Raw genomic sequence first — 19,338 nt, forward strand, 5'->3', positions numbered from 1 at the left:
GTGAACAACGTACTGGGTTTACACACCTAGTCCTCACAGGAAGCAAAGGGATAGGGGTCGATCTCATGGCTTTCGGTACCGAGCGGACAGGTAGGTCACTACGTCCTCAAGGCGCGGCACCCGGTCACCCAAGGGCTCATTCAGCCGCTTAAACCAATCACCCCGGTCCAGCAGAGGGACCTGGAACTACTCCCCGCGCTCGAGCAGCGGTCCATTGGCCCCCACCCGCTGGTTGACGACCTTGTTACAGGGTACTAGGCACATCGCTTCTAGCCTCGGCCGGGCGAATGTAGGGATGGAATGCTGATGCTCCGCCGGTTGCTGTGGCCAGGTCGCCATCTTGTCTGAGAAGACCTGGTAAGCGTCTGCATCGCCAAACAGCTCATAGTGCACCCGTTGAACGATCAGCTGCTCCGCCGCTACCGCCCACCGATACACCATGTTGAACGGCTTGGCTGGCCGGAGCGTAGCGATCAGCAGCCCTACTCGCGCCATGCGGCCACGCTCGTTGCAGCCGATTGCTATGCACTTGTTCGGCATCGGCCGGAGCGTGGCCAGCTCTACCCGCTCACGCAGGAGCAGGCCAACTGAGTCGATCCGCAGATCGATCAGTTGGACGTGCGGCCCCGAGACCGGACAGGTCATGAACCGTGGTACCAGGTGGATGAGCATGGGCCGCTGCCTCGCGCGTCGGGTTGCTAGCCGGCCGGAAGATCGCTTGAATAGCGGATCGCCGCTTATATAGCGCGCTCAGGACGATCGGCGAGCGGTTTTACCGCATAGCTTCGGTATCGCGAGCAACCCTGAGCATTACGGGCAGCGCCACCGCACTGCAGAGCCAGATCATCTTGATGACCTCGTTTGCATTGCCGAGCAGGTCAGGCAGCACACGCTCGATTGGTTCAGGTACCAGGAAGAAAGTCGCGAATGTGTCACCAACAGGCCATTCGCTCGGGCGAATGGCCTGCCGGTTACTACAAAGCCCCCGATCGAAACACTTCGGCGAAATAGCTCGAGTTGTTGAGCACTAAGCTAATCGCCGCTGAAGAGTTGATGATTGATGCTTTGCAGGCACTCTTTCACCTCAAGTGAAACGCAAGGCTGCGCTTTGCTCTGTCACGCGCCGCGTACTGTAAATGATAGCGACGGGTTCAAGGAGTGAGCTCAATTGAAAAAGGCGTCGGGTCTATCGGTGCGCTTTCGCCCGTCATCTGGGAGGCTAGAAGTTTCGCGCTGCCCATAGCCAAGGTGAATCCCAAGGCCCCTTGCCCTACGTTGAGCCACAAATTGCGCATACCCTCCGCCAGGCCAATCATTGGCTTGCTGTGGGTTGTACTGGGGCGCAAACCGGCCCAAGCTTTCGCGCTGCTGAGATCCAGATCCGGGAACGTTTCTACAACCTGCTGTTTGAGAAGGCCGATACGTGCGGGATCGATCTCCGCCCGCGTCACCCCCATATCGACCATCGCCGCAATGCGTAAATGGTCGCCGAGGGGCGCGTATACAATTTTGCGCGCTGCATCGGTGACGCTTAACCGCGGTGCCTGGCAGTCTGCGCCCATCGGTACGCTCAGGCTGTAACCGCGTAACGCGTAGAGCGGTAGGTTAATCCCCAGCGGCCTGAGCAGTGGCACGCTGGACATCCCCGCCGCGACCACCACCGTATCAGCGGGGATGTCCCCCTGATCGGTGCGAACTGCGATTACCTGTTGCCCCTCGCTTACCAGCGCACGCACCTCGTGCCCCAGCGCCATTTGCACGTTGGGCAGACCCGACAGCAGCCCTTGCAAGGCTTGGCAGAAACGATAACAGTCGCCGGTGGCTTCACCAGGTGTGTAAATCCCTCCGGCTAACTGCCCCTCCACCGATTGCAATGATGGCTCAAGATCAACACAGCCCGCACTGTCCAGGATCTGCTGATCAGCCCCCAGCGCGCATTGCCATTCCACCATCGGCGCAGCCGCGGACAAAGCGGCTGCGCTCCGGTACACCACCAGTTTACCGGTGCGAATCAGATCGAAGTCCAGCGGGTAAACTGCCAGCAAGTCGTCGAGCGCATCGCGGCTCAGGTACGACAGGCTAAGCATTTCACCGATGGTTCGTCGGACCTGAGCGTCGTTGCAGGCGCACAAAAACCCCAGGCACCAACGCCACTGCTGCAGATCCAGGCGCGGTTTGAAACGCAGCGGCGAGTCGGCGCGCAAGAGCCATTGCGGCAACTTACCGATGACACCAGGATCGGCCAGCGGCGCCACATAGCTGTAGCTCAATTGGCCACCGTTGGCGAAGCTGGTTTCCTGTGCGACGTCGGTGTGACGATCCACCAATGTGACTTGCATGCCCTGTTGCGCCAGATACCAGGCACTGGCCAAACCCACGACCCCTGCTCCTATCACCACTACCTGCACAGGCTTGCCCTCTTCTGATACGTAATGCGGTGCGGCCTTAGCGCGAAGTTATGGCCGGCATCCATATTGGTCATGGCCTTGCACGATGGGCTTGGTTAGCGTCGCCGATCCTTTCCACATCAGGAGTTGCCATGAGCATCCAGAGAATCTCCGTGAATCCGCGCCTCAGCGGAGTCGTCGTTCATAACGGCCTGGCCGGGTTGTCAGGGCAGGTACCCGATGACCGCAGCCAGGACTGCGCGGGACAGACGCGCCAAATCTTGGCCAAGATCGATGCCCTACTGGCCCAGTCCGGCAGCGACAAATCCAAGCTGTTGAGCGCGCAAATCTGGCTCAAGGACATAGGTGCCGACTTCGCGGCTATGAACGAAGTCTGGAGCCAGTGGCTCCCGGAAGGCACGGCACCTGCACGTGCCACGATCCAGGCGGACCTGGCCTCGCCGGACGTGCTGGTCGAGATCATGCTGACCGCCGCCATCGACGCCTAACCCCCTACCGCGGCAGGCTGGCGCTTGAGTAAGCGCCCCTGACGTTGCTGCACGTTGCCGTCTTCATAGCTGACTACACCGTTGACCACCACCAGATCGATGCCTGGCGCCTGACGGCATGGATCCCTGTACGTGGCAACGTCTTCTATACGAGCCATGTCCACCAGGACCAAGTCAGCGAAAGCGCCTTCGCGCAGTACGCCGCGGTCCTGCAACCGGAAGCGCGAAGCGGAAAGACCGGTCATCTTGCGGACAGCCTCGGCGAGGTCGAACAGCTTCAGCTCACGGCAGTAGTGCGCCAATACCCGAGGAAAGGTACCCCACAGTCGTGGATGAGGATTCGGGTCATTTGGCAGGCCGTCCGAACCCACCATCGATAAGGGATGAGCAAGGATCTTGCGCACGTCGTCCTCGCTCATCATGTGGTAGATGGCGCCCGCAGGTCGGAGTCGCTCGGTCGCTTCCCACTGCGACACGCCCCACTGAGCGGCGATTTCCTTAAGCGTCTGTTTGGCCATTTCCGGGTGCGGGTCGGACCAGGTGATGTAAATCTCCATTTGCCCGTCGACACGCCAGGCGTCCAAGGTGGTCGAGCTGGCTGAATACGGATAGCAATCGCAATTGCAGGACTGTTCGCTGGCGGCCTTTTCCAACGCGGTGAGGGCCAGAGGCGCACGCCCCCAGTTCCCGGCGCCTGCACATTTGAGGTGCGAGATCACCAGATCCGCACCGGCATTGCGGGCGGTGCTGAACGACTCTTGCAATGAATCCAGCAACCCGTCGTGTTCGTTGCGCATATGGGTGGTGTACAACGCACCGTGTTTGCCAACAATGTCCACCAGACGCTGAACTTCGGCCAGCGGCGCCTGCTTCGCGTTGGTGTAGGCCAATCCGGTACTCAGGCCGATGGCGCCGGCACGCAATGCGTTATCCAATGCCTCGCACATGGCCTCCAGCTCGCCTTCAGCCGCAGGGCGATCGAACTGCGTCATGACATTGGCACGCAACGCCGTATGCCCGATCAAGGCCGCCACGTTGACGCTCGGCACCGCTTGCTCCACGGCCTGGACATAGGCATCGAAGGTCGGATAAACGAAAGCGTCTTGCGCCCCAAGCAGGTTCATAGGATCGGGCGGCACACCCGGCAGTGATACGGGCGAGGCGCTGATACCACAATTGCCGACGATTACAGTGGTCACCCCCTGGGAAAGCTTGGCCAGCATCTCGGGTGCACCAATGACATTGGTGTCGTCGTGGGTGTGCACGTCGATGAATCCCGGCATCAGGCAGCGGCCTTGGCCCTCGATGACCCGCTGCGCCTCATGCCTGGCGAGATCGCCAATAGCGACGATGCGATCGCCCCGAGTCGCCACGTCGGCGCTGTAGGGCTCAGCACCAGTGCCATCAACCACGGTGACGCCACGAAACAGCAAGTCGAAAGTCATGCAGGGGTCCTCTGTCCAGTCGCGAAATCCCAACCCTTCCCCGAAACCGCATCCATTAACTGCCGTGTGTAGGGTTCACGGGGCGCGGCCAGCACTTGCGCCGCCGGGCCGTACTCGATGACTTGACCGCGTTGCATCACCAGCACGTCATCGCACAACTGCGCCGCTACCCGCAGGTCATGGGTGATGAACAGAATGGCCACACCCAGGCGCTGCTGAATGTCGTCCAATAGTTGCAGCACTTGCGCTTGTACTGACACATCCAGCGCCGATACGGCCTCATCGGCGACGATCACGTCCGGCTCCATGGCCAGCGCACGGGCAATAGCGATACGCTGGCGTTGCCCCCCGGAAAACTGATGCGGATAACGCACGATGGCATCCTGTGGCAAACCAACCAGTTCAAGTAGTTGCTGACCACGCGCCCAGGCTCGGTCAAAAGGCACGCCATGGTTCATCGGGCCTTCGACCAGACTTCTGCCAATGGTGATGCGTGGGTTCAGCGACCGGTTAGGATCCTGAAAAATCATCTGAATGCGTTTGCGATGAGGCTTGAGGCTCGCGGCTGACAGCTCGGAGATCTCCTTGCCCGTGACCCTGATCGCACCGTGGGATGGATTCAGCAGACGCATCACGCAGCGGGCGACAGTGGACTTACCTGAGCCGCTTTCACCCACGATGCCCAGCGTACGCCCGCGGCTGAGCGTGAACGACACGTCATGCACCGCCCGCGTGCCTTCGCGCGCCTTGCCGAACCAACGCCAGCCACCGCCCGCCGTCGGATAGACTTTGCCCAATTCAATGACATCGAGCACCCTTTGCGCACGCTGGGGCTCCTCGCGCGCCGCGCGAGGCGTGAGGCTGGGTACCGCGGCCAGCAACGCTTTGGTGTATATCTCGCGGGGCCGGGACAGGACCTCTTCGACCGTACCTGCTTCGACCACTTGCCCCTGGCGCATCACGCAGACCCGATGGGCAATGTCCACGACCACGCCCATGTCATGCGTGATGAACAATACGGCCGTACCGTGTTTCTGCTGCAACTCGCGAATCAGCTTAAGTATCTGCTGTTGCGTGGTGACATCCAACGCCGTGGTCGGTTCGTCGGCGATCAGCAGGCGTGGTTCGAGGACCAGCGCCATGGCAATCATGATGCGCTGACGCTGGCCACCACTTAGCTGGTGCGGGAAGGCGTCATGGATGCGCTCGATGTCCGGCAGGTTGACCTGCGCCAGTGCGTTCATCACCTGCGCCCGTCGCTGCACGGCTCCCAAATCGGTATGTGTCTGCAGCACCTCTTCGATCTGGCGCCCCACACTGAGTACCGGATTAAGGGCCGTCATCGGCTCCTGGAATATCATGGCCATGCGGCTGCCGCGCAGCGCTTTGAGACGAGCGTTGCTGACCTGCAACACATCCTCGCCGTCCAGCAGAACCCGGCCACCGGTAGCCTGCAACGCGCCTTTGGGCAGCAAGCCAAGAGCGGCCAGCGAGGTCACGGACTTGCCTGAGCCGCTTTCTCCCACCAGACACACTGTCTCGCCCGCGCGGATATCAAGGCTGATGTCTTGTAGGATCGGCCGGCCTTCGGCCGTATTCACGCACAGATGCTCGACCCGCAGAATGGTATTCGACTGGTCGTTCATGCGGCGTTCCTTTTTTTCATGCGTGGGTCCAGCGCGTCGCGCACGGCATCACCCAGGAGGTTGATCGAGAGAATGCACAGCGACAGCGCAAGCCCCGCCCACAGCACCAGCGACGGTTTGAGCTGGAAGTACACCCGCCCTTCGGAAATGATGTTGCCCCAGGTCGGGATTTCGGTGCCGATGCCCGCGCCGAGGAACGACAAAATCGCTTCGGTGAGGATTGCCGAGGCACAGATGTACGTGCCCTGTACGATCAGCGGTGCCAGCGTATTAGGCATCAGGTGACGGGTGAGAATTTTCAGGGTTGGCGTGCCCATCAACACGGCTGCTTCGACGTACGGTTCTTCACGGGTCGACAGCACCCGCGAGCGCACCAGCCGCACCACCTGAGGGACTTCCGGCACCATGATCGCGATCATCACGGTCCAGATCCCGGCACTGCTCAAAGAGACGATCGCAATCGCGAGCAAGATGCCCGGGATCGCCATCAGGCCGTCCATGACCCGCATCAACAGCGCGTCGAGTCCACGGAAGTAACCCGCCAACAGCCCCAACGGCAGACCGATCAGAATGCTCAGCACCGTGACGCCGACACCGACGGTGAGCGAGATGCGCGCCCCATAAACGATTCGTGAAAACAGGTCGCGCCCATAGGCGTCGGTACCCAGCCAGAATTCGGCACTTGGCGGCTTGAGGCGAAATGCTGGCGACAGCGCCACCGGATCGTGGTTGGCGATCCAGGAGGCAAATATCGCCATGCCTACGATCGCCATCAGCACCACCAACGCTAACGCCGAGGTGAAGGGCACGCCGCTCAGCCTGATGAATCGACGGCGTGGCGTAGGCAGGCTCAAAGAAACGGGTTTGCTCATGGCCTTGCCTCAGTATCGAATGCGCGGATCGCTGATCGCGTACGACAGGTCGATCAGCAGATTGATGACGACATACACACCGCTGGTCAGCAGAATCATGCCCTGGATCACCGGGTAGTCGCGGGCGAGCACGGCGTCCACGATTAGCCGCCCGAGCCCCGGAATGTTGAACACGCTTTCGGTGACTACAACCCCGGAAATCATCAGCGCGAACCCGGTGCCGATGACTGTGAGGATCGGAATCATTGCGTTGCGCAGCGCATGGCGAAACAACACATGCCCTTCAGCCAGACCCTTGGCTCGCGCGGTGCGGATGTAATCCTCACCCAACACTTCGAGCATGCTGGCGCGAGTCATACGCGCCACTAGCGCCACGTACACCGACGACAGTGTTAGCGCAGGCAACACGATGCGCAGGGCAAACGGCCCGATGCCCTCGGTGATGCTGCGAAAACCTTGCACCGGCAACCACTTCAACTCCAGGGCAAACACGGTGATCAGCACGTAACCGATCACGAACACTGGAATTGAAAAGCCCAACACGGAGGTCGACATCACCAGGTTGTCGATCCAGCTCCCGTGTTTCCAGGCCGCCAGTACACCCAGCGGTACCGAGATCAGAATGGTGAACAGGATGGCCACCAGTGCCAAGCTCAAGGTCGGCTCCACGCGCTGGGCAATCATGCTCAGCACCGGAGTATGGGCCATCAGCGAGATGCTGAAATCACCGTGCAGCAGTTGCCAGATCCACACGAAGAACTGCCGGTAGAGGGGCTGGTTCAGCCCCAGGCTTTCACGGATCGCCGCCAGTTGTTCAGGACTTGCCATGTCCCCAGCGATGATCGCCGCGGGGTCGCCGGGCGACAGGCGAAGCAGGAGGAACACGAATAGTGCGACCACCAGCATCACCGGAACCGCCGCCAGCACTCGGCGCAGGAAATAACTCAACATCGAAGCCTCCGAAGGCAAGAATCAAGTCGCGGCGATCATTCGGCTTTTTCGACGTTCCAGAACACCGTGGACGGGCCGGTCATCAAATGAGTGATATGGCTGTTCCAGGCGGCGACGTCGAAGTACTGACCCAGCGGGATGTAGGCGATCTGGTCCATGGCGCGTTTCTGAATCTGCACGGCAATGGCCTTCTGCTGCGCGGGGTCAGTGGCGGTCGCAAAGTCCACCCGCAACTGGTTCATCTCTGGATCGGTTGGCCAGCCGAACCAGGCGCCTTTCTGTCCGCTGCCATCAAGCATCGGGTTGACGACCGGGTTCCAGATGGTTTCAGCGTTCCAGTAGGTGAAGAACAGGTTCCAGCCGCCTTGGGATGGCGGGTTCTGGTTGGCGCGGCGCGACACGAGGGTTTGCCAATCCATCGGTTGTAGGTCGACGTTAAAGCCCGCCTTGCGCAAGGCTTGGGCGGCGACTACCGGCTGAGGTGCCTGGCTCGGCACGTCGGTTGGCTGCAGGATGACCACCGGGGTGCCGTCGTAACCGGCTTTTTTCAGCAGCGCTTTCGCCGCGTCCAAATTGCCGCCGCGGGTCAGAGACTCACCGCCCGCGTCGCTCTCCAGCGTCGTGCCGCAGCCGAACACGGATGCGCAAAGCTTATAGAACTCGGGGTTGCCCACCAGCGCTTCGAGCACGTCCTTCTGGTTCATTGCCAGTAACGCTGCGCGGCGAATATCCGGGTTGTTGAACGGTGGGTATAGGAAGTTAAACCGGCCGCCGGTCATGGAGCCGAGTTTGCTCAATATCCCCGATTTCAAGTGATTGTCAGCTTGGACCATTGGCAGCAAATCAATGGGCAATTGCTCGATAAAATCGATGTCGCCCGATGACAACGCGTTGATCGCGGTCATGCGGTCCGGCATGTTGATCCATTCCACGCGGTCGACCTTGACTACTTTGCCGCCTGCCGTGCCGCTGGCCGGCTCTTTGCGCGGTACGTACTGCTTGAATTTCTCGTACACGACCCGGTTGCCTGGGTCGAACTCCTTGGCGACGAAGACGTAGGGGCCGGAGCCGGTGTAGTCCGTGATGGTTTTGCCGTCAGGGGTGTTGGCAACGCGCTCAGGCATCATGAAGGCTGCCACCGAGGACGGTTTGGCCAGCAGTTGCAGGACATAGCCAAACGGTTTGGCCAGGGTCAGGGTGATGGTTTTTTCGTTGGTGGCGACGATGCTGGCGGTATACTTCATCATCAGCTGGCCACCTACGTCGAAGCGCGCCCAGCGCTTGAGCGACGCAACGCAGTCGGCGGCCGTGACCGGTGCGCCGTCATGCCACAGCAGGCCGTCACGTAGGTGGAAGGTGTAGGTCAACCCGTCCGGCGAGACCGTCCAGTCCGCCATTTGCGGCTGCGGAACGAAGTGTTCGTCCATGCCGATCAGGGTGTCGTAGATCATGTACCCATGATTGCGGGTGATCTGTGCCGTGGTAGCGATAGGATCGAGCACACGAAGCGATGACGACATTACGGCGTGCAGGGTCTTTTCAGCCGCCAGTATGAACGGTGCATGCAGCGCAGCCACCAAGCCAACAGGCATTAACAGGCGGGCGATCACAGCGCGGGACGGGCGTAATTTCATGCTCCAACACTCCTTACAGTGGGCTACGTACGGTGTCGGCAGTTTTCCTTGTGTGCGAAATAGCTGTGACAAACCCGACGCCTCTGCGGGCGTCTGAGTAGTGAAGTGTCGCGGTTACACCATCACTGCCATGGCGTGATCGATGTACAACTGGCGCAAACGCTGGGTCAGCTTGCCAGGCTTGCCATCACCGACGAGTTGCCCGTCGATGCTCACTACCGGGTAAACAAATGAGGTGGATGAAGTGATGAAGGCTTCCGCCGCCGCGGCCGCTTCTTCAAGGGTGTAGGCACGCTCTTCAAGGCGCAGATCGTGCTCCCTGACCAGTTCAATCAAGGCGCCACGGGTGATGCCGGGCAACAAAGCGCGAGATAGTTCACGCGTCACTACGGCGCCATCGTGGGTAATGATGAACGCGTTATTGGAGGTGCCTTCCGTCACCCACCCGTCCTTCACGAGCCAGGCATCGTCAGCACCTTTTGCCTTCGCTTGTTCTTTGGCCATGCAGGCATAGAGCAGCTGGGTCGTTTTGATATCGCTGCGGCCCCAGCGCAAGTCAGGCAAACCAATGATGTTCATGCCGCGTTTGGCCAGCGGACTGTCCAGCACCACCTTGGCCTGGGTGTAAAGCACCACGGTCAACGCGCTGCCTGCGGGCGGGTACAGAAAGTTGCGATCCTCGACACCGCGAGTGACCTGCATGTACACCAGCCCTTCGGCCAGCTCATTACGGGCGATCAATTCGCGATGGATCGCCAGTAACTGGGCAGCGTCAAGCGGCAAGTCCAGAGCCATCTCCCGCAACGACCGCGACAGGCGCGCCATGTGCAAATCGAAATCTACCAGCTTGCCTTGCAGCACTGCTGTCACTTCATAGATGCCATCAGCGAACATGAAGCCGCGGTCGAAAATGGAGATGCTAGCTTCGTTTTCAGGTACGAAGGCGTCGTTGAGATACACGCTGCGCATGGGTCGTTTCTCCGATCAATAAACAGCTCAGGGACGCTGAACGCCGGTCTGGCTGGTGATGATGCCGTAATGCTCGATGCGCCGATGACGGGCGAAGTCGAAGATGGTCGTCTTGCCGAAGTTGCACAGGTCCATGTCGCAGGCATGCACGATCAACTCATCGCCCTGCCCTTGAGCCTTAGCAACCACGAAGCCGTTCGGATCGACAATCACGCTGCCGCCCATCAACGGGAAACCGTCCTCGACACCGGCTTTGGCCACGCCTACGACCCAGGTCGCGTTCTGGTAGGCGCCGGACTGCATGCACAGTTGCGAATGGAACAGGCGCTGCTCTTCACCTTCGGCCTGGCGCTGGGAGTTGATGGAAGGCGTGTTGTAGCCCAACAGCACCAGTTCGACGCCTTGCAGGCCCATGACACGGTAAGTTTCCGGCCAGCGACGATCGTTGCAGATGCACATGCCCATGACCGTGCCTTGGGTTTCCCAAGTCTGGAAGCCCAGATCACCGGGTTCGAAATAGCGCTTTTCCAGATGCTGGAAATCACGCTCGGTGTCGAATTCCACATGCCCTGGCAAATGCACCTTGCGGTATTTGCCAACGATGTTGCCTTCGCGGTCGGTGAGGATCGAGGTATTGAAATGGCGACCTTCGGGGGTCAGCTCGGCGTAGCCGAAAGAGATCGCCATCCCATGCTCACGGGAGAAGTCGAACAGCGGTTGGGTGACAGCGCTGGGCATCTCGGATTCGAACCAGGTGTCAACCTCCGCTTGATCCTCCATGTACCAGCGAGGAAAGAACGTCGTCAGCGCCAACTCCGGAAACACCACTAGTCCACAGTCTTGCTGGCGAGCCTGCTCCAGCAGCACCAGCATGCGCTGGACCACGCTGTCGCGGGATTCGTTTTTCTGGATAGCCCCCAACTGGGCGCCGCCAATAATGATTTCGCGCATGCTGCCGCTCCTCCACGAGACCGGACCAAACCCGGTTGGGCTGTTGAACTACGTGGAGACCATTGTCTGAAGGCAAACGTGGGTTGTCGCATGCCAATACGTCGACACTGAATAACTTCTTGTTAATCATCACCGAACAGTTCCAGACCACTGTCAGCGAGGGTGCGTCTCAGCTGCTCGACAAAGCCCTGGGCGAACTGCGCCAGCGGCTCTCGGCGCAGATGCACCAGACTGACAGTCAGCCTTTCGTCAGTCAAAAGCGGCAGCACCGTCATGCGCTCGCTGCCCGATGCACGCCAGGAAACTTCGTCAACGACCGCGAAACCCGCGCCGTTCTTAACCAATGCACAAGCGTGATGGGGCGAATCCACATCGATGTCGGGCCAGTAAGGTAATCCTTGGCGTTCAAACGCCGGTTTCACGAAACTGAAAAACGGCGTATCGGCGGGATATCCAATGAAGGGCGACTCGGCTAGCACTTGACTTAAGTCAGCGGCCGGCACGCGGGTCAATGGGTGATCGGCCGGACATACCACCAGCACTCGAATGTCGCTAAGCGGCACGGCACGTAGGTTAGGGTGGTCGACGGGAAACAGCGATATGCCTAAATCCGCCTGCTGATCCAGCAACCGATCGCGCAGCGAGACGTGCCGCAGGCACTCCAGGCTCACCCGAATGTCGGCGTTCTCACGACGAAAGCTGGTGATAGCATCCGGTACAAATTGGTGCCCCAGGCTTGGACTGCTGACAATGCGCAATACACCATGGCGTTGCTGCACCAGGTCGTGCAAGGTGGTATTCACCCGTTGGATGCCGCGATAAACCGACTCGACGTGAGCGAACAGACGTCGAGCCTCGGGCGACGGATATAGCCGCCCTTTCACCCGTTCGAACAGTTGAAAACCGATACGCGCTTCGGTGTGAGAAAGCATGCGACTGACGGCAGGCTGCGAAATCAGCAATAACTGCGCTGCGCCATTGATAGAACCAGCGATCATCACCGCACGAAACACCTCAATCTGCCGTAGATTCAGGGATTGCATGAACGCTACCTCGATGGGCTGTTAGGCATCCCGCATAGGAGCTGGGGTTTAACAAGATGTTATAGGATCATAGCAATTAGTATGCCAATAAATTAATTAGCCTGAGATTTACGCTGACACGCCATAAAAGCCTCGGCAATAATGCGCCCACCTTTCCAGAGGCCCTTGCCGTGTCCGTGCCGCAAACGATCCTGCCTGTCTTCCTTTTAATCATTCTCGGTTACGTGCTGGCCCGACGCGGTGCGCTCGATAGCAACGCCACCAAGGCCCTGGGCAGCCTCGCCTTCAAGCTGTTCATGCCTATGGTGTTATTCACTGGCATGCTTACAGCGCCGCTACACGACGGCCTGCCCATGAACATTCTGGTAGCGTACTTCGTACCGGCGCTCATCGTGTTCAGCGTCGTGAACCTGATCGCTCATGCCTTTCTCAGACACCCAACCCCATTCGGTCTGACCGCCGCCTTTGGCAATAACGCGCTGGTTGGCATTCCCATGGTCGCCGCCGTCTTCGGCAATGGCGCGTTGGTGCTTGTATTCACCGTATTGGCCGTCCACAGCCTTCTGCTGTTCAGCTTCCAGAGTCTCTATAACACCGTCGCCGGAAGCGAACCGCTCAAATCGTCGACGTTGATCGCCAGCCTGGCCAACCCGATGATCGTCGGCCTCCTGCTGGGTGTTGCGTTCAATTTAACCAATCTGACCCTGCCGGATTGGGCGCTGCAACTGACACGCTGGCTCGCCCAGGCCGCGCTGCCCTGTGCGCTGATCGTACTGGGGGCCAACCTCTCAGGTCATCGACTGCGGCCTGACCTTTACGCGATCGGTATAACGGCTGCGAAGCTTTTTCTCCTGCCATTGCTCGTGTTGCTGTTCTGCATGACCATGGGGATCGGCGGCATACCGCGCGGCGTTTTGGTGTTGATGGCAGCGAACCCCAGCGGGGTCAACGTTCTGGGCTTCGCCCGCTCACTGGAAGACAGCCAAAAGGCCAGTTCGGCCATTTGCCTTTCGACCCTGCTATCAGCATTGACCCTGCCGCTGTGGATGTGGATCAACGCCTGCGTCTGAGCCTTGCACCAGCCGATTCCTGCGGCTGGCCGACCGCCATCACCTGCGTCACGGCGGTAGCCATGCGAATCAACGACTGCTCTGTGGATGCGCCGTTGTACGGCGTCAACAGCACGTTAGGCATGTGTAACAACGGATAATCAGCAGGCATGCTGCATGCTGTTGAAGGCGTAAACGTCGAGCCATGCCCCCGCGATCACGCCCGTTTGAATCGCCTGAATCAACGCAGCGTCATCCACCAGCGGCGCGCACCTGGTATTGATCAACAGCGCCGAAGGTTTCATCTACCACAGTTGCTCGGCACCAATGAAATGGCACGTTTGTGGCCCAGAAGGCAAATGCAGCGAGACAATATCGCTGCTTCCCAGCAGTGCCTCAAGGCTTTGCACTCGCGGCACGCCCAACGCATTCAACTACGTTTCGGTGGTGCTGCGGGCTAAGACCTGCACCTGCATATCTAGCGCCAGCGCCCCGGTGGCCCTACCGATCGCACCAAAATCGACAAGCCTCAGCGTTTGTCCGTGCAGTTCGCGAAACTGCGCCCCGAAACGGAACGCCATGTTGCCCGCTTTGCAGCGGTGTAACTAGGCACCAATTATTTGTTCAGCGCCGACATCAGTGTGATCGCATGCTCGTCGACCAAGCTAGCGTTACGGCCCCGGGTGTTCAACACCGGCACATTTAAATCCCTGGCGGCGTCGAGATCGATATTGTCTAACCCCGTCCCATGCACCCCAATAACGCGCAGTTCACTGAAGTCAGGAGATCGATTCGGCCGGTGGCCGTGCCGAAACGGATGGCCAGAGTACCGAGGCCGCCGCCGATCACGCTGGCCATGGCGATGTAGGACACCAGGGCGATGGCGGTAACGGTGGTGGCCACTCGGTCGATCGGGACAACACCCTTTGCTCAGGAGAAAAGCGGCATGAACGGCACACATCAATGCGCATCGGTGGAATCGGCGCTGCGCCATCGCCGCATAGTCATGGCGCGGCCCAGAGCAATCAAGGGAAGCCTCGGATGCTTGATTCCTAGCTACTTTTCGAGAGCAGGCAACACTGCCCGGACGGACTGCACTACTCCCCGCAAAGCCCAAAAAGGAGGTAATCGTGCCCCAGGTGGACTATGCATCTTTTGCAGGAATCATCTAGCGGGCGCTTCAAGCACGCGGCACGGCCGAGGGTGATCTCGCATGCGATCCGAGACATCTAGCGCCCGGGTACATCGTCCGAATATGCGAAGCGCTGGCCCAAGCCGCCGCCGAGCGCAGCGGGCGTGATGGGTTACGGTGGGCAGTACTTGATCTTTCGCCTCACAGGAGCAAAGCTTGAGCGCAAGCTGGATCCTCACCCAGTCCGGAAATCAATTTGACCTGCTGGCGCCTGAAGCCGACATGGTGGCGTTGGATGACATCGCCCATGCGTTGGCAAACATCTGCCGATTCGCCGGCTACACCCGGCCCCCTACAGCGTTGGCCAACACAGCGTATTGACCAGTCCACCTGGTGCCGCCAGCGGACGCTCTTCATGCGCTGCTGCATGATGCCGCGGAGGCTTATGTCGGCGACATGGTAAGTCCCCTCAAAGACCGGCTGCCAGGCTTCAAGGCGACCGAGGCGCGGATCTGGAGGGCCATCGCGGCACGCTTCGAGATCGCCGCGGAGATGCCGGCCAACATCAAGGAGACAGACCTAGTGCTGATGGCAACCGAGCGATGCGACCTGCCGCCGCCAGGTCCCCCATGGCCGTCACTCGAGGATCCAGCCACTCCCTAAGCAGATAAGGGCCTGACGGCCAGCCTTCACGCGCCTGGCGTTCAAACGACGTTTCGAAGAGCTGGCCTGTATAGATCGGATCGGCGTCGAGCGGCGCCAGGTCGCTGAAGTGGCTCAGGCTTAGACGCCCAAAAGCGTTGGGAGACCCATCAGCGACGCCGCCGTGTAAGAATCTTACAGCAACGTAGCGCCTGCTGGCGGGCTATCCCATGTCATCAACAAGCCACGCAGACCCGCGTGGCTTAAGGGATTTGCGATGATCGACATGGGCCTCTACCGTCGCTCTTACCGTCAGAAACGCACATCTTTTGCGGGCGCGGCAGATGGAGCGATTTGCGGGGGCGACGACACTACCAAGCCTATCGTCAATCAGATTGCATATTAACGTGCCATAGGCCCGCCTGGGAACGACCCAGATACCTCCGCTTACGGCACCTCCCACCAAGCGCTTCTGCGGCCTGGTCAAGATGGATTCGGCGACCAGTGCTGATAAGCCCTACGGGAAGTCGGCTGGCACTTCAGCACATATCCAGGGAGAGGTGTCGCTGCTGGCCGCGACATGATGATACGGATTTACATATCATATGTTTTTCCATATCATCATGATAACCATCACGAGGCGAAGATCGTCATGTCTATTGAGGGCCGTCAGGAAAGAGATGCCAGAGTGGGCCGTATCCTTCTTTGGGAAGGCCGGGTCAGCCGTGGCCGGCTCATTGACGAATATGGTCTGAGCCCCGTCCGGGCCAGCGAGTGGCTGCGGGACTTCCGGGAGTCCTTTCCTGATTGGGTGGTCTGGGACAGCAAACTCAAGGCAAACCTAGCCACTTCCAAGGCCTACTCGGATGCCGAACGGGCTGAGAGGGTTTCGCAAAGCAGCGTCGTTAGCGCCATGCTGGTCCCCTATGCGCCGGACACGCCCGGCAAACCGCTTTCCATCTCCTGGGATTTCGCCCGTACCTCACCGCGCACCTTCTCCCGACTGAATCTGGCGATCACCGATCGCCTGCGCGTGAAATTCCTCTACTGCTCCATGAGCAATCCGGAGCTGCACGAGCGGACCATCGAGCCACACAGCCTGTTGAGGGCCGGCCGGCGATGGCATGCCCGAGGATACTGCCTGCAGCGGCAAGCCTTTCGCGACTTTGTGCTAGGGCGCATGAGCAAGGTTCAGTTGCTGTCGGAATCTAGCGAGGTGGACGTCGCTGCTGACGATGCCTGGACCGCCGTTCTTCGAGTCAGGCTCATCGCGCACCCCAGACTCAGCGCCGCACAGCAACAGGTCGTTAGAAACGAATACTTCAACGGGGCCTCAGCACGCGTTGAAAGTTGCAGGGCCGCCCTCTTGAACTACATGGTGCAGGAGCTCATGGCGGCGACGGACGTGGATCGACAGGTTCCCCCTGACTACCAGTTAGCAGTTGAGAACACTGAGGAGTGTCGGCAATGGCTATTCATGACCTGACTGACCAAATTCGCCAAGAAAAGGCGGCTGAGCGCTATCCGCCGCTCTTCAAACGCTTAGGCATTGACGATCCAGCTCAAAGCGGATTGGTTGCCACCCAGGTCGCGCCCGACCGCCGGCGTGGATATCGCCGGCCCGGTGAATACCAGGGGAATGATGATCGCGGAAACGCAGATCGCCGCGAGTACCTTGTATCGGTCGTCTACGGCGACCGCCGAACGTGTCTTCTCCATCACAGCTCCGATGCGCCCTCCGTCCACGCCGGATGCGCATAGAGCCGAGGGCTTGACGATTGCCCTATAGGCTAATTAATTCATCAAAAAGTGATAATATGGCTTGAACGCAAATGACTGCTGCAAGTAATGCAGATATGAACGGCGCCGAGTTTGAGCAGATCACGGCTTTCCTGGCCGCCCGCCGTCGAGCATGGCAGCTTCACCGCCGCCGGCCAGGCGCTGGGGCGCGATGGCTCCATCCTCTCGCGGCGCGTCACGGCATTGGAAAAGCGCCTGGGCGTGCGCCTCATGGAACGCACCACGCGAAGGCTGGCATTGACGGAAGCGGGCGAAGCCTTCCATCAGCGCATGCGCGGCGCCTTGCAAGCATTGCAGGAGATCGAGCAGGACACCGCAGCAGCGGCGACCGGCGTGCGTGGTACGCTGTGCATCGCCTTGCCTGTGACCTTCGGCCGGATGTGGGTTGCCCCGATCCTTCCCGCCTTCCTGGCGGCCTATCCCGATCTGGTCGTGGAAACGGCCTTCGAGGATCGTTATGTCGATCTGGTGGCGGAGTCCTTCGATGTGGCTGTCCGCATCGGAACATTGACCGACAGCAGCCTGGTGGCACGCAGCCCGGTGAGCATGCGCTGTACGAGAAAGGCTCGACCTCAAGCGATAAGACGGGAGTGTTTATGCCAGTTCATCCGGGGCTCCTGGAAGGCTGTGTTGGTCGCGCTTCCAGAATTCCGGGTACGCCCCGGATGAACAACCTACTGAGAGATCACAGCTAGCAAGCTGCAGGACAATTGTCGGTCCTTGGAGTCGGTTTCTGAAATGAATGCCAGGTCCTGGAAGTAGCTGCAATTTGAAACTGCATAAATGGGTGTATGAGGCCTTTTGCTATGTAGTTCTCCCCTTGGGAAGCTCCGAGCAACTTTAACAAGGGTGTCGGTCGGACGCAAAACACCGAAATTTCATCCAGCCTCTGATCTTTGGCGCCCTTGTACAGGGCCAAGCAGGGCCTTCCAGCCGCTTTGCCGATTTACACGCTCAACTTGCCCATACCCATCAGCTGTTTTCGAGCCATCCGCAGGTTCGACATGGCAAATAGCCTTGTTAGTTGAGCCGTGGTTTCCATCAGTCCACGAAAGCGTACTTTCACGTAACCAAACTGGCACTTGATGACCCGAAACGGGTATTCGACCTTGGCACGCGTCTGCGCTTTGCAGGACTCGATCTTGCGCTTCGTACAACAGGCTGCGTTTGTTCAGTTTGGGATACGTACTGCGCGCAGCCGCGATTTCCCAGATCACGTCACAATTCTCGTGCTCTTCACGCTTCTCAACTCCACTCGTGCTCTTCACGCTTCTCAACTCCAGTGTAACCTGCGTCCGCATAGACCGCGTTGTCTTCCCCGTGGAGTAGTTCAGCTACCTGGGGTCACGTCCGCGACGTTGGCGGCGGTGCCATGAAAGTGATGAACCAGTCCTGGCTCAACGTCATCACCGGTGTGGGCCTTCATACCGAAGAAATACTGGTTACCCTTCTTGATCTGATGCATCTTGGGATCGCACGCGTTGTCTTTGTTCTTGATCGAGCTGGGGCATGGATGATGGTTATGTCGACGAGGGTGCCCTAGCGCAGCGACAGGCCTTGTTCCTGCAAATAACCATTGATGGCCGCGAGAATTGCAGGCGCTTACTGATGCTTCTCCAGCAGGTGTCGGAAGCTCATGATCGTATTGTCTTCCGGAATCGGCGCGCTCAGTGTCAGACGCACGAACTGACGCATGGGCGTGATTTTGTAGAGCGCCTCCTCCATTGCCGGATGATTCAGGGAAAACCAATTTTGCAGCAGGTGAATGCGCAACATGGTTTCCAATGGATAAGGTTTTCGACCACCACCGGCCTTGGGGTAAACAGACTCGATCAGCCCCAGCAAGCCTGTCCAGGGTACGACCTGATCCATCTCGACAAGGAAGCGCTCGCGGCGGGTTTGCTTGCGCTTGCTGGCGTACTCGAAGTCGGAAAAACTCATCTGGCTCTTGGGCGGCTCGGGTGAGGTTTGTTGGGCATTTTCGCATAACCGGGAGTTATTCGGAGAATCCCTAGGAGAAAGCATCGCCATCTGGCGTTTGTTCGGTGTGGATAATCGAAGGCACATTGCAGATGTTCTTATTCGCTGGCTAGCTTGACCGTCTGATCCTGGGAGCAAAACTCGACGCCACACAGCTAAATGTGTTTTAGCCGGGAGCGGTCGACCAGGTGCTCGAATTTACTGGAGGTAAGAACACAGATCGCGGTTGCGAACGTGTCGGCTATCGGTGCCGCGACTGCCATAGCAATAATGTCAATCGCTTGACGATGAACAACTTGCTGGCCTCGGCCAAGGATCGGCGTAAAAG

Annotated in this window: 17 protein-coding genes and 3 pseudogenes; 5 read left to right on the forward strand and 15 right to left on the reverse strand. The window is 59.3% G+C overall.

Features of this window, described 5'->3' with window-relative positions; translation table 11 throughout:
• Positions 1 to 186: 186 nt before the first annotated feature.
• Together RND78_RS25235 and RND78_RS25240 are read right to left on the reverse strand one after the other, a co-directional pair.
• The gene (locus RND78_RS25235; RefSeq protein ID WP_312732699.1) at positions 187 to 672 is read right to left on the reverse strand and encodes a DUF6012 family protein; all 486 of its coding nucleotides are present in this window, start codon (positions 670 to 672) and stop codon (positions 187 to 189) included.
• A gap of 479 nt (positions 673 to 1,151) precedes the next feature.
• Positions 1,152 to 2,411 (reverse strand): annotated as a pseudogene (locus RND78_RS25240) (D-amino acid dehydrogenase); the annotation flags it as partial.
• A 128-nt stretch (positions 2,412 to 2,539) separates the two neighbouring features.
• Between RND78_RS25240 and RND78_RS25245 the strand changes: the two are divergent.
• Entirely contained in the window at positions 2,540 to 2,896 is a 357-nt protein-coding gene (locus RND78_RS25245; protein ID WP_312732701.1) for a RidA family protein, read from the forward strand.
• On the opposite strand, the gene RND78_RS25250 is transcribed toward RND78_RS25245, so the two are convergent.
• From RND78_RS25250 to RND78_RS25285, 8 genes are all read right to left on the reverse strand, one after another.
• Positions 2,893 to 4,341: a D-aminoacylase gene (locus RND78_RS25250; protein WP_312732702.1), complete on the reverse strand. Its 1,449-nt coding sequence runs from the start codon at positions 4,339 to 4,341 to the stop codon at positions 2,893 to 2,895. The genes RND78_RS25245 and RND78_RS25250 overlap by 4 nt on opposite strands.
• Positions 4,338 to 5,987, reverse strand: coding sequence for an ABC transporter ATP-binding protein (locus RND78_RS25255; protein WP_312732703.1), 1,650 nt, complete (start codon positions 5,985 to 5,987; stop codon positions 4,338 to 4,340). Before RND78_RS25255 ends, RND78_RS25250 begins: the two co-directional genes overlap by 4 nt.
• On the reverse strand, positions 5,984 to 6,859 hold the full coding sequence (locus tag RND78_RS25260) for an ABC transporter permease (RefSeq protein WP_312732704.1): 876 nt from the start codon (positions 6,857 to 6,859) through the stop codon (positions 5,984 to 5,986). Before RND78_RS25260 ends, RND78_RS25255 begins: the two co-directional genes overlap by 4 nt.
• 9 nt (positions 6,860 to 6,868) lie before the next feature.
• Entirely contained in the window at positions 6,869 to 7,810 is a 942-nt protein-coding gene (locus RND78_RS25265; protein WP_312732705.1) for an ABC transporter permease, read from the reverse strand.
• Positions 7,811 to 7,845: 35 nt separating this feature from the next.
• Positions 7,846 to 9,444 carry an ABC transporter substrate-binding protein gene (locus RND78_RS25270; RefSeq protein ID WP_312732706.1) on the reverse strand — a complete coding sequence of 533 codons (1,599 nt, stop codon included), beginning with the start codon at positions 9,442 to 9,444 and terminating at the stop codon, positions 7,846 to 7,848.
• A gap of 114 nt (positions 9,445 to 9,558) precedes the next feature.
• Positions 9,559 to 10,413, reverse strand: a complete 855-nt coding sequence (locus RND78_RS25275; RefSeq protein WP_312732707.1) for a D-amino-acid transaminase — start codon at positions 10,411 to 10,413, stop codon at positions 9,559 to 9,561.
• Positions 10,414 to 10,440: 27 nt separating this feature from the next.
• Positions 10,441 to 11,364 carry an N-carbamoyl-D-amino-acid hydrolase gene (locus RND78_RS25280; RefSeq protein WP_312732708.1) on the reverse strand — a complete coding sequence of 308 codons (924 nt, stop codon included), beginning with the start codon at positions 11,362 to 11,364 and terminating at the stop codon, positions 10,441 to 10,443.
• A 122-nt stretch (positions 11,365 to 11,486) separates the two neighbouring features.
• Positions 11,487 to 12,407: a LysR substrate-binding domain-containing protein gene (locus RND78_RS25285; RefSeq protein ID WP_312732709.1), complete on the reverse strand. Its 921-nt coding sequence runs from the start codon at positions 12,405 to 12,407 to the stop codon at positions 11,487 to 11,489.
• A 170-nt stretch (positions 12,408 to 12,577) separates the two neighbouring features.
• Here RND78_RS25285 and RND78_RS25290 point away from each other — a divergent pair, with 170 nt between their 5' ends.
• On the forward strand, positions 12,578 to 13,477 hold the full coding sequence (locus RND78_RS25290; RefSeq protein WP_312732710.1) for an AEC family transporter: 900 nt from the start codon (positions 12,578 to 12,580) through the stop codon (positions 13,475 to 13,477).
• 140 nt (positions 13,478 to 13,617) lie between these two features.
• On the opposite strand, the pseudogene RND78_RS25295 reads toward RND78_RS25290, so the two are convergent.
• The 3 genes and pseudogenes from RND78_RS25295 to RND78_RS28535 form a co-directional block, all read right to left on the reverse strand.
• Positions 13,618 to 13,875: pseudogene (locus RND78_RS25295) on the reverse strand (NAD(P)-dependent oxidoreductase).
• A 197-nt stretch (positions 13,876 to 14,072) separates the two neighbouring features.
• Positions 14,073 to 14,210 (reverse strand): hypothetical protein, encoded by a 138-nt coding sequence (locus RND78_RS28530; protein ID WP_409457129.1) that lies wholly within the window; start codon positions 14,208 to 14,210, stop codon positions 14,073 to 14,075.
• Entirely contained in the window at positions 14,192 to 14,359 is a 168-nt protein-coding gene (locus tag RND78_RS28535; RefSeq protein ID WP_409457131.1) for a hypothetical protein, read from the reverse strand. The genes RND78_RS28530 and RND78_RS28535 overlap by 19 nt, the downstream gene beginning before the upstream one ends.
• Before the next feature lie 445 nt (positions 14,360 to 14,804).
• Between RND78_RS28535 and RND78_RS25305 the strand changes: the two genes are divergently transcribed.
• Positions 14,805 to 14,969, forward strand: coding sequence for a hypothetical protein (locus RND78_RS25305; protein WP_312732711.1), 165 nt, complete (start codon positions 14,805 to 14,807; stop codon positions 14,967 to 14,969).
• A gap of 913 nt (positions 14,970 to 15,882) precedes the next feature.
• Positions 15,883 to 16,716, forward strand: coding sequence for a WYL domain-containing protein (locus RND78_RS25310; RefSeq protein ID WP_312732712.1), 834 nt, complete (start codon positions 15,883 to 15,885; stop codon positions 16,714 to 16,716).
• A gap of 56 nt (positions 16,717 to 16,772) precedes the next feature.
• Here RND78_RS25310 and RND78_RS25315 read toward each other — a convergent pair whose 3' ends face one another.
• Complete coding sequence (locus tag RND78_RS25315; protein ID WP_312732713.1) at positions 16,773 to 16,949, reverse strand: hypothetical protein; 177 nt, start codon at positions 16,947 to 16,949, stop codon at positions 16,773 to 16,775.
• A 153-nt stretch (positions 16,950 to 17,102) separates the two neighbouring features.
• Here RND78_RS25315 and RND78_RS25320 point away from each other — a divergent pair, with 153 nt between their 5' ends.
• Positions 17,103 to 17,699 (forward strand): LysR family transcriptional regulator, encoded by a 597-nt coding sequence (locus tag RND78_RS25320; RefSeq protein WP_312732714.1) that lies wholly within the window; start codon positions 17,103 to 17,105, stop codon positions 17,697 to 17,699.
• A gap of 277 nt (positions 17,700 to 17,976) precedes the next feature.
• Here RND78_RS25320 and RND78_RS25325 read toward each other — a convergent pair.
• Positions 17,977 to 18,971: pseudogene (locus RND78_RS25325) on the reverse strand (IS5 family transposase).
• Between the last annotated feature and the right edge of the window lie 367 nt (positions 18,972 to 19,338).

Source organism: Pseudomonas oryzihabitans (assembly GCF_032027545.1).
Taxonomy (GTDB): domain Bacteria; phylum Pseudomonadota; class Gammaproteobacteria; order Pseudomonadales; family Pseudomonadaceae; genus Chryseomonas; species Chryseomonas oryzihabitans_F.

Bases quoted from the DNA above. Each gene is read 5' to 3' on its own strand.
- RND78_RS25280 (WP_312732708.1), bottom strand. From the start codon at position 11,364: ATGCGCGAAATCATTATTGGCGGCGCCCAGTTGGGGGCTATCCAGAAA.
- RND78_RS25250 (WP_312732702.1), bottom strand. From the start codon at position 4,341: ATGACTTTCGACTTGCTGTTTCGTGGCGTCACCGTGGTTGATGGCACT.
- RND78_RS25260 (WP_312732704.1), bottom strand. From the start codon at position 6,859: ATGAGCAAACCCGTTTCTTTGAGCCTGCCTACGCCACGCCGTCGATTC.
- RND78_RS25310 (WP_312732712.1), top strand. From the start codon at position 15,883: ATGTCTATTGAGGGCCGTCAGGAAAGAGATGCCAGAGTGGGCCGTATC.
- RND78_RS25315 (WP_312732713.1), bottom strand. From the start codon at position 16,949: ATGGAGAAGACACGTTCGGCGGTCGCCGTAGACGACCGATACAAGGTA.
- RND78_RS25255 (WP_312732703.1), bottom strand. From the start codon at position 5,987: ATGAACGACCAGTCGAATACCATTCTGCGGGTCGAGCATCTGTGCGTG.
- RND78_RS25235 (WP_312732699.1), bottom strand. From the start codon at position 672: ATGCTCATCCACCTGGTACCACGGTTCATGACCTGTCCGGTCTCGGGG.
- RND78_RS25275 (WP_312732707.1), bottom strand. From the start codon at position 10,413: ATGCGCAGCGTGTATCTCAACGACGCCTTCGTACCTGAAAACGAAGCT.
- RND78_RS25285 (WP_312732709.1), bottom strand. From the start codon at position 12,407: ATGCAATCCCTGAATCTACGGCAGATTGAGGTGTTTCGTGCGGTGATG.
- RND78_RS25265 (WP_312732705.1), bottom strand. From the start codon at position 7,810: ATGTTGAGTTATTTCCTGCGCCGAGTGCTGGCGGCGGTTCCGGTGATG.
- RND78_RS25270 (WP_312732706.1), bottom strand. From the start codon at position 9,444: ATGAAATTACGCCCGTCCCGCGCTGTGATCGCCCGCCTGTTAATGCCT.
- RND78_RS25245 (WP_312732701.1), top strand. From the start codon at position 2,540: ATGAGCATCCAGAGAATCTCCGTGAATCCGCGCCTCAGCGGAGTCGTC.